The organism is Inquilinus sp. YAF38, assembly GCF_052113205.1.
In the GTDB taxonomy this organism is placed as follows: Bacteria; Pseudomonadota; Alphaproteobacteria; order DSM-16000; family Inquilinaceae; genus Inquilinus.
Window position 1 is genome coordinate 64,850 of sequence record NZ_JBFRCU010000008.1, and the last position, 16,811, is coordinate 81,660.

At 63.1% G+C, this 16,811-nt stretch carries 10 protein-coding genes; 8 read left to right on the forward strand and 2 right to left on the reverse strand.

What is annotated here, in order from left to right:
- The first annotated feature begins 35 nt into the window (after positions 1-35).
- Complete coding sequence (locus tag AB4Z01_RS05560) at positions 36-524, forward strand: hypothetical protein (protein WP_441691381.1); 489 nt, start codon at positions 36-38, stop codon at positions 522-524.
- A gap of 432 nt (positions 525-956) precedes the next feature.
- Here AB4Z01_RS05560 and AB4Z01_RS05565 read toward each other — a convergent pair whose 3' ends face one another.
- On the reverse strand, positions 957-2,210 hold the full coding sequence (locus AB4Z01_RS05565) for a tyrosine-type recombinase/integrase (protein WP_441691383.1): 1,254 nt from the start codon (positions 2,208-2,210) through the stop codon (positions 957-959).
- Between the two features lie 442 nt (positions 2,211-2,652).
- On the opposite strand from AB4Z01_RS05565, the gene AB4Z01_RS05570 reads away from it, so the two are divergent.
- The 7 genes from AB4Z01_RS05570 (at position 2,653) to AB4Z01_RS05600 (ending at position 15,492) form a co-directional block, all read left to right on the forward strand.
- Positions 2,653-2,931, forward strand: a complete 279-nt coding sequence (locus AB4Z01_RS05570) for a helix-turn-helix transcriptional regulator (RefSeq protein ID WP_441691385.1) — start codon at positions 2,653-2,655, stop codon at positions 2,929-2,931.
- 5 nt (positions 2,932-2,936) lie between these two features.
- Positions 2,937-4,217 carry a type II toxin-antitoxin system HipA family toxin gene (locus AB4Z01_RS05575; protein ID WP_441691388.1) on the forward strand — a complete coding sequence of 427 codons (1,281 nt, stop codon included), beginning with the start codon at positions 2,937-2,939 and terminating at the stop codon, positions 4,215-4,217.
- Positions 4,218-5,484: 1,267 nt separating this feature from the next.
- Complete coding sequence (locus AB4Z01_RS05580) at positions 5,485-6,054, forward strand: M15 family metallopeptidase (protein WP_441691390.1); 570 nt, start codon at positions 5,485-5,487, stop codon at positions 6,052-6,054.
- A gap of 73 nt (positions 6,055-6,127) precedes the next feature.
- Positions 6,128-9,808 carry a S8 family serine peptidase gene (locus tag AB4Z01_RS05585; protein ID WP_441691392.1) on the forward strand — a complete coding sequence of 1,227 codons (3,681 nt, stop codon included), beginning with the start codon at positions 6,128-6,130 and terminating at the stop codon, positions 9,806-9,808.
- A complete protein-coding gene (locus tag AB4Z01_RS05590; protein ID WP_441691395.1) occupies positions 9,801-11,387 on the forward strand; it encodes an MBL fold metallo-hydrolase in 1,587 nt (528 codons plus the stop codon). Before AB4Z01_RS05585 ends, AB4Z01_RS05590 begins: the two co-directional genes overlap by 8 nt.
- A gap of 59 nt (positions 11,388-11,446) precedes the next feature.
- Positions 11,447-12,430, forward strand: a complete 984-nt coding sequence (locus tag AB4Z01_RS05595; RefSeq protein WP_441691398.1) for a hypothetical protein — start codon at positions 11,447-11,449, stop codon at positions 12,428-12,430.
- A 293-nt stretch (positions 12,431-12,723) separates the two neighbouring features.
- Entirely contained in the window at positions 12,724-15,492 is a 2,769-nt protein-coding gene (locus tag AB4Z01_RS05600; protein ID WP_441691401.1) for a phospholipase D-like domain-containing protein, read from the forward strand.
- 26 nt (positions 15,493-15,518) lie between these two features.
- Here AB4Z01_RS05600 and AB4Z01_RS05605 read toward each other — a convergent pair whose 3' ends face one another.
- Positions 15,519-16,799, reverse strand: coding sequence for a S8 family serine peptidase (locus AB4Z01_RS05605; RefSeq protein ID WP_441691404.1), 1,281 nt, complete (start codon positions 16,797-16,799; stop codon positions 15,519-15,521).
- Positions 16,800-16,811: the final 12 nt, after the last annotated feature.

Genomic DNA, 16,811 nt, shown 5'->3' on the forward strand with positions numbered 1-16,811 from the left:
ATGAATCGTCAAATGTTCGATATTGGAGAAATAGGATGACGAACCTGAAAATTTGCGCGGCCGCCCTGCTGTGTGCGGCCCTGCTGTCGAGCCCGGCCCGGGCCGACGCGACCGAGACCGCCAAGGCCGCCGGCAAGGATGCGAGCTGGCTGTTCATCCAGACCGCCCAGAAGGTTCAGTTCGACGGCACGACGCTGACGTTGAGCGGCGTTAACCCATCGGTGGTAATGTTCACCGACCGTCCGGCGCGCACCGCGGAAGCGATCCCGACCGCCACGTTTGTCAAGGACTGGGGCATCAAGGGTAAGGACAGCTTTGTCGCCGATCCGCCCAATGCCGGACTGACCAGCATCGTCGACGGCAAGCTGCAGATCGCGACGGTGGAGCTCAAGCAGCCCTATCTCGACGGTACGACGCTGACTTTTCAGGCTCGCATTATCGAGGGTGCCGTGCCGGCGTCGGGCGGCACGACTTCGGTCTTCATCGATGGTGGTCAGTGCGGGCCACTCGATCCAAGGTGCTAGCTAGGACCGTCTGCAGCCGGCCGATGATGCGTTCGAGCTCGCCGATGCGGGCCTGCGCCTTGGCCAGGGCGCTGGCCGGATCCGCTGTCAGCCGGCTCGGGCGGCGGGGCGAGGGCTGCCGCCAGGCGCCGTTCGCGCAGGCCGGGCTTGGGACCGCGCTTGCGGCGGAGCCCCCCATCTGCCCCTTCCACTCGCCAGAGCGCACGCCAGCCGTAGAGCACCTTGCGGCTGATGCTGAGGTCGCGGGCGACCGCCGCCTCGCGCCAGGCGCCAGATCGACCATCAGCGCGCGATAACGGAGTCAGTTATCGCGCGTTGGGGTCTGGCTATCGGCTCGATGACGGCACGTCGGCGTGTGTGAGCGCAGGCGGTTGCGTGCCCAGGATTTAGACCTATGACGGCGTGCTTCGCAGGGAACCACCTAGCGTCATCTCATGCCGCCTCGGCAGTGCGCTTCCGGCCTGACTTCTTTGAGAGCATTGCCCGGACGAACCTGTCCCAGCGTGCCATGCCGGCCCGCTTCTCGGGCATGTAGTTCCAGCGGTCGTAGCTCTTCGAGCTCACGTCCTGCAGGGCGTGGTTCTGGATGCGGTCGCGGATCTCCTTGGAGAGGCCCGCCTTACCTGCGAGCGTCTTCCAGGTCCGGCGCAGATCGCGGTTGGTGACGACCGGGATGACGCCACGCTCGCGTTGCCGCCATATGAACGAATAGAGCGTGCTGTGCCTGACCGGCTTGCTCGGATCCATAGCGGACGGGAACAGCCAGCCATGCTCGTTCGGCTTGATTGAATCGAGCATCTCGGCGGCGAGGGAGGGGACGGGCACCGCGTGTGGCCGGCTGTTCTTCGTCTTCGACCAGTCGAGGATGCGCTCAGCCGAGTCCCACTGATCCCTGTGCAGGCGCGCGATCTCCTCGACCCGCTGCCCCGTCAGCATCAGAATCTGGACCGCTCGCAGGTAGGGTGGATGGACCGGGGTGTCCGGGCACTCGAGCCAACGCCAGAGCTGGACGAACTCGCTCTCGTCGAGCCATCGGGTGCCGACCACCTTCGGTTCCGTCGGGATGCCCGCGGCCGGGTTGTAGACCAGCCGGAACCGGCGAGGAGAGGCATTTCGGTAGTCGTGCTCGGACTTCATGCCCCAGCTGTAGGCGGCCCGGATGTAGCTGCGGACGTGGTCGGCCATGGACCGGACGCCGCGCTCGAAGATCGGCCGCAGCACTTCGGTCACCTCGTCCGGCTCGATCTCACGGGCCGGGCGGTGTCGGCCGAGGAGATCGGCCACCTTGTTGAGCCCCTTCTCGGTCTCCTTCCAGGACGGCTTCCCTGCCTCCTTCAGCGCGGCGGCATAGGCTTCGAATAGATCGGCGACCGTGCCGGGGCGGGTGTCGGTGGCGATCTTGATGCTCCGGCCCTTCTGGATGGGACCGGCGTAGTCCCGCTTGAACACCTCACGGGCCTCAGCCAGCGACATGGACGGGTAGTCGCCGAGCTTGGCCTTGATCCGCCTGCCGTCGCGCCACTGCTGGGCCATCCATTCGGCGAGCACCCGCTTCGGCATGCGCCGGAGGACGAGCACCAGGCGGCCGACGCCGCGGCCCTCGCCATCGGGGAGGGACTTCTGTTTGCCGGTCGACTCGACGTCCTTGATCGCGCGCCGGATCGCACCGTCGGTGAGGCTGCCCATCGAAAGCTCCCGAGTCGTTGAGGGCGGTTGACGTTCGCGGACTGGGGTCGGAATGCCGTCCGATCCCCCAATTACCGCCCCCAGTTTGCCGCGGCACGACGGAGCTCTTCAAGGCAGAAAAATGAAGTGTATCAATGGGCTTGTGCGTGATCGAACGTGATCGATCCAGCGCGAGTGGGATGGTTATGCACAGACGTCCGCTGCGCTCCGGTTCGCGGAATCACCAGTGGCCTCACGCTAACGCGCTTCCATACGGTATCTTAGTCCTCTGGCCCAATTTCAACCTCAGTTCGATTTTGCAGGCCATCCTCGATGGGTAGGTGTGGACTGACATATCATACTCATTGAGTTTTAGCGGATGATATGTCACTCATTTTATATGGCGCGCTCATCCGCATCCAAAACGGCACTCCCTCCTCCAGGACGTCGGGCCCTCAAAGCCTTGGGCCACGACATCGCGGTCGCGCGCAAGCGCCGCCGCATTCCGCAGCAGTTGTTGGCGGACAGGATGCTGGTGACCCGGCAGACGCTCCAGAGACTTGAAGCCGGCGACCCTACGGTCAGCCTGGGGGTCTTGGCTAGCGCCCTCTTCGTCCTCGGCTTCACGTCGCGCCTGGAAGCGCTGCTGGCGCCTGGGAGCGACGCGATGGGGATCAGCGAGGATCTGGCGAGGCTGCCTCGGCGCACCCACGCCCCGTCTGACGGCGACCTGGACTTCTGACGCCGATGCCGAGCACTACCACGATCGTCTTCATGCATCTGCCGGGTGGGCCAGTCCCGGCGGGCCGGCTGACGATGACGAGCGAGCCGCGCGCCAGCTTCGCGACCTTTGCCTATGGTCGGCGATATTTGGAGCGCCCCGACCGGATACCGGTGGACCCTGTTCAGTTGATGCTGCCGGACCCGGGCCACGCGGACATCGAGTTCCGGACCGAGGAAGGCTTTTCGAACTTCAACGGCATCCGTGACGCCGCGCCCGACGGCTGGGGACGCTACCTCATGTACAAGGCTCTGGATGACCGGGAGCCAAGTGAGGCCGAGATCCTCCTTGCCTCGGGAGACTACAGGGTTGGCGCCCTGGCCTTCGGCCCGACCCCGGATGCGCCGCAGCGGCTGACCCCCTGGGGAGAAGGGGATGCGCCAGGGGAGCATTTCACGCTGATAGAACTGGCCGCCGCCATCGAGCAGGTCCAATCGGTGGAGGAACTGGACGATAACTTGCGCCGACTGCTTACGGCGGGCTCGTCATTGGGTGGGGCGCGGCCGAAGGCGGTGACGGAGGTCGCGGGTCAGCCGTGGATTGCCAAGTTCCCGGCCAATGACGACATCTACCCCATCTGCCGCATCGAACTGGCGACTATGCGGTTGGCGAAGCAATGCGGCCTGAACGTTCCGAACTTGGATTTCCGAGAGGTTCTGGGGCGGGACATCTACATGATCGAGCGCTTCGACCGGATCCTGACGGCCGACGGCGTGCGACGGCGGCCTTTTGCTTCGGGACTGACGATTCTCGGCGCCCACGAAAGCGACGTCGGTCGGCATAGCTATGCCGACCTGGCCGCCGCTCTTAGGCAGTACGGCACCAACCCTCGCACGGATCTCGTCGAACTGTTCCGTCGCATGGTATTCAACATCCTCGTCACCAACGACGACGACCACCTCCGCAACCATGGTTTCCTTTGGGAAGGGAAGGGCTGGCGGTTGTCGCCGCTCTATGACGTGGTGCCCAAACCCCAGGTGGGGCTAGAACGGACCCTGGTGCTCGGGGTCGGGCCGCAGGGACGTGGGGCCACCCTGGAGAATGCCGTCGCGGGCGCCAGCGCTTTCGGCCTGACGGCGGAGGAAGCCACGCGAGAAGTCTTGGCGCTGGTCGACACGGTCCGGACCGAGTGGGTGAACCAGTTTCAGGCGGCGGGACTGCGTGATGCAGAAATCAAGCGGTTCGCTACGTGTTTCCGCCAAGCCGAGTTGGGGCGCAAACTGCTGATGAACAACCGCCCAGATTGACCCCGGTCGGATCAGGGTGGGCATGTGTGCGAGGATTCCACGTCGACGACGTGCCGGACCAGTGCGACTTCGTCGTCAAGTAACCACTGGTCAAGCGGTTCCGAAACATTCGCTACGCGGGATATGCCCGGTGCATCCCGCCCTCGGTGAGGCTCTCATGCTATGCCGGTCTGGCGGCGCAGCCGAGCACCTCCTGTTAGCACAGCGAGCGTCTGCTTCGGGGCGGCGCGATGTCTGTTGTTGGCACATTTACAAAGGGCCAATCATTCCGACTTTTCAACAGAATCGGCGCGATCCCGCCAAGCCGGGCCGGAACCTGTCGAGAAGCATCCTCTCGGAGCAATGCAAGCCGTCTACACCACTGCTGCCAACTGATACGGGCATCGGTGGTTGTGCGTCCTCGCAGCCAGCGATCATTGTGCGAGGCTGCCCCCCACAACGGGCGGCCTTCTTGCCGTCGGCCCAACGCTCAGCATCTCCGTGTTATCCCCTCGCAGTTCCATCCCTTGTGCCCCGCCCTCCGGCATCGGAGCGATCCGGTCGACCAGGCGGCGGGATCAAGTGGGTCCGGCCTCCTTCCACGTGCGCCGGCGCCATTCAATCGGTGGAGAGGTCCTGAGACGACCGCGTTGACCGACCCTTGCCTACGACAGCTGACCGGCGCGAACGTAGCTGGAGCCTGGTAGAAGGAGGGATGGGTTCGCGATGTCTCCTAGTGTGAATCCGCGCTAGGCAGTGATCCCTAGTATCGCGCGAAATCCGGCGCTTAACCTGCTGATCGGCCACGGCATCCCATGCCGATCTACGCCACCTAAATCGCAACTCCGCACAATCTGCTAAAGTAGGGCTAATTCGTGTCTTCTATACCCCGTTTGGGGGATGACGGCGTCTTCATACGGTGCGATTATACATCTTTCTTAAGCCGGACACTTATGCGCACCATAAGCAATTGCGATTTCATACTATCTGTGTATCCAGCGGACGAAGCGTCACTTGCTGCGACGAGACGTCTAGAAAGCTCTCGAACAAATTTCGCTCGTAGACTGAGAGAGCTATGATGCCGCTTGTCGATAACATATTTTGTCAATAACTAGGGATCGGGGGCGCGGTATAGAAATGTGCCCGTTCGAGATCGACACGATCAAGTGAAAAAAATGAGATGGCCCGATCCATCTTCCTGATCTCGTTTACGATCCTCTTAACGTTACAAAGCATAAAATAATCATAACACGACCGCATACACATCTTTGATTTATGGAGTTTTGAAGTGGTCAGTTATCTCGACTTGCTCCCAAAACCAAACGCAAGCACCGTGAACGTCGGTTTGGCCTCTCCGAAGCTCTCGACTTTACGAAGCATTCTCGGTGAACCCCGTCCCGACTATACGGGCGAATGCCAGCCGATCACTGGACCCTTCAAGGATCGTATCGTAACGAAGTCGGTCGGTCCTTTCAGGTGCACCGGCGTCGACGTGGCCGTTGAGGCACTAAGGGCCGTTCTCGACACCGTCAAGGAAGAGGTGCCGGATCTCTATAAAATTCTCGGCACCGCCGGCATGGCCTGCGCTCGCCGAGTCAAGCTGCGTCAGCCGGATGACTCCATCAAGCTCGGGAAGAATCCTTCGAACCACTCCTGGGGACTCGCCGTTGACATTAAAATTGACGGCGCCCTCGATCGCCAGGGAGACGATAGGTGTTATCGCGGCCTGCTTATTCTTTCCCGCTATTTTAACGCGGCCGGCTGGTACTGGGGCGTCAGCTTCCCAACAGAGGATTCAATGCATTTCGAGGTGGCCGAAACGACGCTTCGCCGCTGGAAGACAGACGGGCTTCTGTAGAGCGCGGCTGTCGTCATCAGGCTCGGGTTGCTGAGCGAACCCGCAAGGCCCCCAAAATGGAGGGAGGTTGCCGGTGCCGGATGTTTCGGGATTGCTGGTGAAGGTCTCCGGCGACGGGAGCCGCTTTGCCGCCGACATGAAGAGGTCGCCCGGTGTCGCGGGTATCGAGATCGAGCCCATATTGACCGTGCCAGGAGGCGCGGATGACGGCGGGATGGGCCTGGCCCGGCGCGGCGCCTCGACCTGGGTGCGCCTTCGAACGCCTTCCCCAGACCAGGAGAACCCATGGGATCGCGCCCATGCGCTGCTCGATCCGGCCGCCCCCTTTGCGCTTGGTGCCAGTGCCGAGGTCGAGGCCGTGGAGCCGGATCTCGCTCAGGACTGGCTGACGGAAGGACGCGGGCAGGACGGCGGCATACCTGCTGTGGCGGCGAGCAAAGCTTCCTTCTGTAGCTTCGACGATCAGGAGAAGAAGGGCGCGAAGGCGACAGGTCCCGGCGCCGCCTGGAATCTCGACGACCGCTTCAGCCAGCTTCGGGCGGCGCGCGACAGGGTTGGCGACAAGATGCGGCGCATCCTGATCGCCCATCTCGATACCGGCTACGATCCCGGCCAGATCACGCTGCCGAGAAATCTGAGGCGCGACCTGCAAAGGAATTTCGTATCCGACGACCGCCCCCGCGATGATGCCACCGACCACGCGCCTGACGACGAGCTTCTTGCCAACCGGGGGCACGGGACGGGCACGCTCAGCCTGCTGGCCGGCAACCAGCTCGATGGCAGTTCGCCAGGCTGGGGCAATTTTGCCGACTTCATCGGCGGGGCGCCGCTCGCCAACATAATGCCGGTCCGGATCGCCGACTGGGTGGTGCGCTTCACCACGGGCACCGTGGTGCAGGGCTTCGACTATGCGTGCGCCAAGGGCGCGCATGTGCTGTCGATGAGCATGGGCGGCCTCTCCTCGCAGGCGCTCGCCGATGCCGTCAACCTCGCTTACGAAAGCGGCTTGGTGACGGTAACGGCGGCCGGCAACAATATCGCCGGCGTGCCGATGCCGAGATCGGTGGTCTATCCGGCGCGTTTCAGGCGCGTGCTTGCGGCCTGCGGCGTCATGGCCGACGGGCGGGCTTATGCCGATCTTCAGTTCCGCACGATGCAGGGCAATTACGGCCCGGCGACCAAGATGGAGACGGCGCTGGGCGCCTATACGCCCAACGTGCCTTGGGCGCAGATCGACTGTGGCACGGTGGTCGACATGGACGGCGCGGGCACCTCTGCGGCAACGCCGCAGATCGCGGCCGCAGCGGCCCTGTGGCTTGGAGAGCACTGGGATGTCGTGAGCCGCTATTCGGAGCCTTGGATGCGCGTGGAAGCGGTTCGTCATGCGCTGTTCACGGCGGCGGCGAAATCCACGGCCTCGATGAATCGGGATGAAGCCCGCAAGACAATCGGCCAGGGCGTGATGCGGGCAAGTGACGCGCTTGCGATTGTCCCGCTTTCCGAAGCCGAGCTGCGCACGCGCAAGCTGCCGCCTGCAAAATCCACGCTCGGTTGGTTCGATGGCGTCTTCGGCGGCGGTGTCAGCCTTGCGCCGATCGATGAAATGGCGCGCAAACGCCGCGCCATGCTTGCCCTCGAGCTCACGCAAATGGCCCAGCGTGTCGCGCAGATAGACGGAGCGATCGACGACCCCGATATAGCTGAGGATCTGATCAGTCCTGCCGCGCGCAATCGATACCTGGAGGCAGCGCTCGACCTCGGCAAGCCGTCGAAGCTGCTGGAGGCGGTGCTGATCAGCCAGCTCGGCAGAAAGCCTGTCGTGCCGGTGCAGGCGCGGGCGGCCGCATCGCCACCGATCAAGCGCAAGGTGAAGGAGCCGGCGATCCCGGACCGCAGGCTGCGGGTCTATGCGCTCGATCCAAGCGTTGCCAATTCGCTGGCCTCGGTCGCGATCAACGAAACCGTGCTTTCGGTTGCGTGGGACGACCAGCCGCTGACCAAGGAGCCGCTGCGGCCGGGGCCGGTCGGCGAATATCTCGAAGTGGTCGATGTCGATCCGGCGTCGAACCGCGTCTACCAGCCTGTCGACCTCAACAAGAAGATCCTGCTGGCGCAGGATGGCTGGCCGCCTTCAGAGGGCAATCCGCAATTCCACCAGCAGATGGTCTATGCGGTGGCGATGGCGACGATCCGGAATTTCGAGCAGGCGCTCGGCCGCCGGGCGCTCTGGGCGCCGCGTTATGCCGAATATGACGAGCAGAAGGGCGGCAAGCAGATGGAGGCCTATGAGGTGCCCCGGCTGCGCATCTATCCCCACGCCTTCCGCGGGCAGAACGCCTATTACAGCCCTGATAAGAAGGCCCTGCTTTTCGGCTATTTCCCGGCCGATTCACGCGATCGCGACGTGACCGCGCCAGGCTCCCTGGTCTTCTCCTGCCTGTCGAGCGACATCATCTCGCATGAGATGTCGCATGCCCTGCTGGACGGATTGCACCGCCGCTTCCAGGAGGCGTCAAATCCCGACGTGCCGGCTTTCCACGAGGCCTTTGCCGATATCGTGGCGCTGTTTCAGCATTTCACCGTGATCGAACTGGTCCGCTTCGAGATCGGCAGGGCCAAGGGCAATTTCTCTGCGCTCAATCTTCTCGGCGGACTGGCGAAGCAATTCGGCGAAGGCAGCAGCCGCGGCGGTCCGCTGCGCAACTACACCGATCCTTCCACGGACACCATGCGCTATCAGGATACGCTCGAGCCGCATGACCGCGGGTCGATCCTGGTCTTTGCCATCTACGAGTCCTTTCTCAACATCGTCAACCGGCGCGTGGCCGACCTGTTGCGCATCGCCACCAACGGCACCGGCGTGCTGCCCGAGGGGACGCTGCATCCCGATCTCGTCAACCGGTTGACGGACGAAACCTGCAAGGCGGCGCGGCATGTTCTGCGCATCTGCATTCGCGCGCTTGATTATTCGCCGCCGGTCGACATCACCTTCGGCGAGTATCTTCGCGCCGTCATCACCGCAGATGTCGATCTCGTGCCCGATGACAAACACGGCTACCGCACGGCTTTCATGGAGGCCTTCCGCAGTCGCGGTATCCTGCCGCGCGATGTGCGCACGATTTCGCAGGAATCCCTGACCTGGGGAACGGTGGACGAGACCAAGCCGTCCTGGCTCTCCGGGCTTCTGGAGGAAATCGATCTGAGCTGGGATCAGGGTTCCGATCGCTCGACGATATTCCGGCGCAACGAGACGAACCGCTGGACGCTCTGGAACGGCCTGAAGCGGGTCTTTGCCGATGATCCCGAGGTCTATAAGCAGTTCGGCCTCCTTGCCGATGTGCCGCGCTACAATCGTTGCGGCAAAAAGGTCAAGTCACCGCCGCCCGGCGAAACGACGTTCGAAGTGCACAGTGTGCGGCCTGCGCGGCGCGCCGGTCCCGACGGCACCTTCCGCACCGACCTGGTTGCGGTGATCACTCAGCGCCAAGCCGTCCCGCTCGACGACAAGGACGTCGCCAACGGCTTCTACTGGTTCCGCGGCGGCGCGACCGTAATCATCGATCCACGGGCGGGGCAGCAGGCCATCCGCTACGTCATCCTCAAGAACAGCGGCAGCACCGCCCGCAGCGCGCGGCAGAAGCAGACGGCGACAAACAGTTTCGGCTCGCCGCTGCAAAGCCTCTATTTCGGGCGAACGAGGGACGAGCCCTTCGCCATCATGCACGCAAGCCGCGAGGTACCGGACCATGGCTGAGAAAGCAGGCAAGGCGCGCGGCACGGCAGGAAGCCGCACCGCATCCTCGCGGGCCGCAGGCGTGGCGCGCCCGGTGCGTTCAGCCAGTGCGGAAAAGGTCGCGAGCGCGCCCTTCATGACGGTGCGCCACTACTGCCAGGGCCTCGGCGACTGCCACCTGATACGCTTCCGCAAATCGGATGGCAGCGACTTCGTCATGCTGATCGACTGCGGCATCCACAGCTCGGTCAAGGGCGGAGCCGCGAAGATGGACGAGGTGGTTGCCGACATCGCCTCGGTGACGGACAGGATCGACATTCTCGTCATCACCCATGAGCATGTCGACCATCTCTCCGCCTTCCTCTCGGCACTGGATCAGTTCAAGAAACTGACTGTGGGAGAGGTCTGGATGGGATGGACCGAGAGTCCATCCGATGCGCAGGCGCGTCAGTTGGACAAATTCAAGAGCCAGGCGCTCGCCGCCCTCAGCGAGACCGGACGCCGGCTTGATGGCAGCAATCACCTGAACCCGCACATGGCCAACGTTCGCGACGGCCTCAATGCCATTCTCGGCTTCAATTTCGGCGTGAAGGGCGAGCGCGTCCGCGCCGCCCGCGATGCCGCCGGGGCGCTGGGGCAGAAGGGCATCAGATATCTCGAGCCCTCAAGCGGGGTTCAGACCCTTGAGGGCGTCGAGGGACTTCGCATCTATGTTCTCGGTCCGCCGCGCGATGCCGCGCTCCTGAAGGTGACCGACCGCGATAGCGAAATGTACGGGCTTGCGGGCAGCGCTTCGCCACTGATTGCCGCCATGCAGGGAGCCCTCGGCCTCGCGGGAGAAGCCGCCGGATTGGTTGACGATTTCACCGCACCCTTCGATTTCAGCATCGGCATGCCGCTCGACGAGGTGCTTGCCGGCGCCGGCGGCGATGACGAACAGCAAGTCGGGGCCTTCCTGCGCGAGCACTATAGCGGCCCCGCCGCTGCGCCCGAGGCCGAGCCGAAGCCGGCGGGCAGGAGGCGCGCGCCGATCGATGCGAACCTTACCGACCAGACATGGCGGCGCATCGACATGGACTGGCTGGCGATGAGTTCTACGCTGGCCATGCAACTGGACGACCGCACCAACAATACGAGCCTCGTGCTCGCCTTCGAGTCCGTTGAGACCGGCCGCGTCATGCTGTTTGCCGCGGATGCCCAGATCGGCAGCTGGCTGAGCTGGCAGGATCTGCGATGGGGGCAGGGCGCGGACACGGTCACCGGGCCGGATCTGCTGACGCGCACCGTCTACTACAAGGTCGGCCATCACGGCAGCATCAATGCGACGGCCAAATCCAAGGGCCTGCAGCTTATGACCAGCGCCGATCTGGCCGCCTTCATCCCGACCAACAAGGTCGATGCCGAGAATGTCGGATGGGACGAGATGCCCTTCCACGGCATTTTGGAGGATCTGGAGGTCCGCACGAGCGGCCGCACCGTGCGCGCCGACGATTCTTGGCTCGCCGGCGACGCGCTTCCTGAGCAGTTCGCCGCACCGTCGGGATCGCTGAAAGCGGTCCGCCACAAGAAGAGCCTGTGGGTGGAGTTTGATGTTGGCTGAAAAGCCGCGATGCGCCTTTCTCTTCTGCGCGGAGGCTTGTAGTATATCGAGGGGTAGTTATGCGTATATTTCTGATATTAGTCGCGCTGCTTATTTCGGCGCCAGCGGCTTTTGCCGCATGTGAGACGAGCGTTACCATCGCACCCGGCACCTTTGCCGATATCGGCACGGCGGAGGGGAAGGGATTCAAAGTCGATCAAACGGTTGCCTACGGAAATCTTCAGGTCATTCGAGTCGGGCCGAAAAACGTTCTTCGATACACGGCTGCCGCCGACAAAGTGAACGTCGGCGAAAAGGTGGATTGCCAGATCGAAGACGAAGCGGTGGTACTGGTCGATGTGGCGATACGAAATGCCGTGTCGGAGGGTGTGTACGCCGCCACAGCCAAGACGCTCGTATTGCTATTCGCGTTGGCCGTTATGCTGGAGTCCGCATTGGCCTGCGTTTTTCGCTGGCGCCCCTTCGCGGAAATCCTGAACCCACGCGCCGTGCGGCCGCTGGTTGCCTTCCTCCTGTCCTGGTGGCTCGTCTCTTATTTCGACCTGGACCTCGTCACCGAGTTGGTCAATGCGAGCAGCCAGCGTGCTCCCATCGACGTCAACAATGGGGGGCAGGTGTTGACGGCGCTTATTCTGGCTGGAGGCAGCAGCGGTATCAATTCCATCCTTGTCGCCTTGGGGTTCCGTCAGGTCAGCACGCCCGCAACGGCACCAAAACCACCACCGACCAAGGCATGGATAGCCGTCAGGGCCGTACGTGAGCCAGCCGACAGGGGCGACGTCGATGTGATGATCGGTCCAATGCAGACACTAAGCGATACAACCCAGAAGCCGCCTTTCGTCGGCACCATCAAAGGTAAAACCGGCCTTGGCTTCCTATCTTTTTTCGCACGAGACAGGGGACGGTTTCCGAGCTACGGCGGCTTTGAAGTGGATCCTGGCAGCGAACTGATCGTCGTATTGAAATTCAAAGAAAGACAAGCTGTATGGGGACCTCATAAGCCGGGAGCCGGGGCGATAATAGATCTGGACCTCACAGTCTGACGGTGTTTTGCACACGGTGTGTCGCTCATCGGATTCGGAGGTGATTTCTTATGAATTGGCCAGGTGGGTGATGATCGAGCACGCCGGTTGATTGCAGCGTCAGCGGTATAGACGGGCCTGTCACGTTGCCGAGCGTGGCGGCGATAAGCCGGCACACTCCGGGTCCGGACCGCGGCTGTGTCACGCCCCGCCGCGAACACCCTCGCCCGAAAGCGGCGGCGCGTATGGGCGGTGAGGCAGTGGCAGAGGTCGAAGGGTGTTGTAGGTCACGGCGGAACTCGGGGGAGGGCGGAGTGGATTCGACGATTTTCAAAACATGGCTGGACAAATTGGCAACGCGCGACCCTGCCGTCTTTCAGGCTTTGTCGCGCCGCATGGACGAGGCGCTCGCGGCCAGGGCGTCGACCGTCGAGGCGACGACCCTCGACGCTGCGGCCGCGTGGGACAGCCCCGACTTCGCTCAGATCGCGGTTGAATCGATCATTCGTGAGGGCCGGCCCGCCCTCCTCGTTGCCGACAATCTGATCTCCGAAACGGGTGTCGAAATCGACGCGGGAGGACGGATCGTCGTGGAGCGGCTCAAGGCGGCTTCCGACCGGATCAACCCGGTCATTCCGCTGGTCGGTCGCGTCGACGTGGTCAACTTCCCCGGATCCGCCACCTTCGTTGGAACGGCTTGGCTGGTCGACGACGACGTGGTGGTGACCAATCGCCATGTCGCTGAGTTCGTGGCCCGGTGGGATGGCGGCGAATACCGCTTTGTTCCAGGGCAACTGGGCCGGAAGCTCGAAGTAAACGTCGACTATCTGCATGAAGCCGATCGCAAGACCACGGCATCGGTCGTCGTCGAGCGCGTGATCTGGATCGAGACCAATACGAGCAACGCGGATATCGCATTCCTCAAAGTGAAACGGCGCGCTGACGGTGCCAGGCCCGGCCGTATCGAGATCGCCGAGCAGGATGCGCCGGCGGGCACGGATGTTGCTGTCATCGGCTACCCCGCTCGGGCGTCGGCCGAAATCATCCCCGATCAGGCCTGGATGGACCGGGTGTATGGCAGCCGCTACGACGTCAAACGCATTGCGCCCGGCAAGATGGACGACCCCAGCTGGGGTTGGAATACACATGACTGCACGACGCTGGGCGGCAATTCCGGGTCGGTTGTCGTCTCGATGGAAACAGGCAAGGCGGTCGGATTGCACTTTGCCGGTCTCTACATGGTCGAAAACTATGCGGTTTCGGCCTCCATGCTGCGCCAATATCTTCTGAAGCGGCCTTGGCAAGGGGCGGGGACCAGTGCCGGGGCATCGGCTCAAGCGGCTCCGCCGCCTGTCGCGACAACCGTCACGGTGTCCACTCGTGAACAAGCAATCGGCCAGCAAGCAGCCGGTCCGGGCAATTCGGTGTCAGTGACGTTTCCGTTGACGGTGACCATATCCCTGGGCGGACAGCAGACGCAAACGCCGGATCCGATCGCTGCAGCGAAGACAGATGTCGTGAGCGCGGCGCGGGAATTTCGGCGCGAGACGCGCATCGATGGCGTGGTCAAGGTTATGCCGGGCTATGTGGTGAACGGCGGCCTGATCACCGACCTGGAGTGTGTCGTGGTCGCCGCGGACCCGACTGCTGTGCCTGATGTCAAAGCACAATGCCCGCCATCCGTGGCGGGGCATCCGGTGGTGGTGCGTTCGGCGACAATTGCCGAACTCGCCCAGTCGATCGGCGCGCTGGCGGAGGAGTCCGCATCATCGACGCAATACAATGACGCCGACCGGACCGGACCGGAGTTCAGCTTCGATGTCGTCGAACAGGCGATGACCGTGACATGCCACGTCGGGCCGGAACAGGGCTGGATAAACCTCCAGGCGTTCCTGAAGGGCGCGACGAAATTCGTCTCGTCGATGTACCAGTTCCACGTCAAGCACATCGCCGGTGCAATGGAAGCCGCGCTGAAGGCGGGTGCCTCGCTTTCGATCGTGCTCGATGCGCATACCCGCGACGACAAAAAGGAAGCCGCCGACGAGTTCAACCGCAAGACGACCTTCGCCGCCTGGCACAAGTACTTTGGCGCGCGCTTCGAGCATATCTATGTGCCGAAAGGCTCGATCGGGCTCGTCGCCAGCGATTACCACATCAAGGTGACCGTCCGCGACGATCATCTGGTCTGGTTGTCGAGCGGAAACTGGACCCACAACAGCCAGCCCAAGGTGGAAGAGGCTGACCTGGCCAAGTCGACCAAGGTGTCGGGGATGGGCAATCGCGAGTGGCATGTGATCATCGACAATGTCGAACTCGCCAAACGCTTCAGCAGCCACATAAAAGCTGACTTCGCGCAATCGGGAAAGCTGGTCGGCAGCCTCGAGGCGGCGGTCGACGAGATCTATGTCGATGTTCCCAAGGCGGCGCTGCAAACCATGACGCTAGAGGCCGCCGCGACGCAATTGCTGCGACCTCTCGATACCGGGCAGCGAAAAATTCGGGTGAAGCCGCTGCTTACCCCGGACCGGCGCGGCAAGGTCTTCACCGACGCCGTTCTCGAGCTGATCGAATCGGCAGAAGAACAGCTGGTGTTTCAGAACCAATACATCAATGTGGATGCGGACACGGGTGGCAATCTCGGCGCATTGGTCGATGCCCTGGTAAAGAAGGCCAGAGAAGTCGAAGACGTGCGAATCATCCTCAGGGGTAGCCGTTCCGAACTTCTCGTCACGGGCCAGGAACTCAAGCGGCGAGGTTTCCCCGACGTCAACAACCGGATCCGCGGCATCAACAACACCCACACCAAAGGCATCGTGGTGGATGGCAAGCGGGTGCTGATCGGCAGTCAGAACTGGAGTTCGCTGGGCGTCAGTCTCAATCGCGATGCGAGCCTGATTTTCGACGACGCCGATATCGCGGGCTATTTCCTCGGTGCTTTTGAGATCGACTGGAGACGGGCGACCAGGCTGGCGGATACACCGGCTGCAGCGGCAGTCAGCGCCCATGCCCCGCGCCTGGCGGTCGGAGAGGCGCCTCCGGCGGGCCATGTGCGGATGACGCTGTCGGAATACCTCGAAGGCTGAGCATCTTCGCATGTCGCCCGCTATTCCTAGGGCGCTTTTGCCAATCCTTTGCCGCGGCTGACGACCGGAACGCCGGGCGCGAATCCCGCTGGCTTCGCGAAGGCGATCACATTCGCGCGGACCGCCAGTGCGCTCTCCGCATTGCCGCTTTCGCGCTCGCTCTGCCACCAGAGCGCCGCGACCCCCGCGACATGCGGACACGCCATGCTGGTGCCGTTCATGGCCACCAGGCCGCCGCCCGGCCTCGCCGAGACGATGTCGACGCCGGGAGCGCTGAGCCGCGGCCCGACATTGGAGAAAGGCGCAATTTCGAGTGCGCCGTTGGCGTTACGCAGTGCGGCTCCGACTGAGATGATGTCAGGCGAAGCGGCCGCGGGCACGCTCACGCCGACAACGTTCTTCGGGTTCTCGTTGGCGCGGCTCTCGTTGCCGGACGCGGCTGCGATCACCATTCCCTGGCTCGACGCATTCTCCTGGAGGAGGTCAGCCACGCAAAGCTCGAACTGCTTCAGCGTCTCGCGGTAGGCGACCAGTGCGATCGAGGTCGCGAATGGCACCTCCTGCCCGCTCTTCACGAGACGCTGCACCATGCCGGGGAAATCGAAGCCGATCGACATGGAGACCACCTGGGCCTTGATCTGCGCCGCCCAGCGCAGCGCGTCGAGCACGGCCTTGGTCGAACCGCGCCCGGTGTCGTCTAGTGCCTTGGCGATAAACACGTCCTTGATGCCCGGCGCGACGCCGATGCGCACGCCGTCGACTGAATCGCCGAAGATCGTGCCGGCGCAATGTGTGCCGTGCCCATGCTTGTCGGCAAAGTCCTTCGGATCGCCACCGGTGAAGTTTTGGCCGACTATCCTCTTGGTCGCAAAGGCCGGGTGATCAGCGTCGATGCCGGTGTCGATGACGACGACCCTGACGCCAGAGCCGTCCATTAAGGAAAGATTCGCGCCGACACTCTCGATGCCCCATGACATCTGGCGCGCCTTGGCATCGACCACGGCGTCCGCCGACACCTGGACGCCGAAATCCGCCGCCATCCGCGGCTCGATCAGCATCACCGGCATGTTGGGGATGGCGATGAAGCCGGGCTCGTCGTTCTTGGCTTGCGCTTCTTCGGCCGTCAGCACGGCCGAGGTCACCGACAGGATGGGTGGCGGAGGCAATGGAGGTGGCCCGATCGCCTTCTCCAGGGTGTAGCCGAAGATGCCCTCGTTGGCACCTTGCAGATTGTCATCGACCACCGGGCGCTCGATGATGATGTATTCCAGGTCCATCGGACTGAATACTCGTTTCCGCTTCGCCATGGTCTTCCTCCC

What these genes read in the sequence shown, in the direction of transcription:
- AB4Z01_RS05575 (WP_441691388.1), top strand. Translation starts at nt 2,937, where the DNA reads ATGCCGAGCACTACCACGATCGTCTTCATGCATCTGCCGGGTGGGCCA.
- AB4Z01_RS05560 (WP_441691381.1), top strand. Translation starts at nt 36, where the DNA reads ATGACGAACCTGAAAATTTGCGCGGCCGCCCTGCTGTGTGCGGCCCTG.
- AB4Z01_RS05565 (WP_441691383.1), bottom strand. Translation starts at nt 2,210, where the DNA reads ATGGGCAGCCTCACCGACGGTGCGATCCGGCGCGCGATCAAGGACGTC.
- AB4Z01_RS05595 (WP_441691398.1), top strand. Translation starts at nt 11,447, where the DNA reads ATGCGTATATTTCTGATATTAGTCGCGCTGCTTATTTCGGCGCCAGCG.
- AB4Z01_RS05605 (WP_441691404.1), bottom strand. Translation starts at nt 16,799, where the DNA reads ATGGCGAAGCGGAAACGAGTATTCAGTCCGATGGACCTGGAATACATC.
- AB4Z01_RS05590 (WP_441691395.1), top strand. Translation starts at nt 9,801, where the DNA reads ATGGCTGAGAAAGCAGGCAAGGCGCGCGGCACGGCAGGAAGCCGCACC.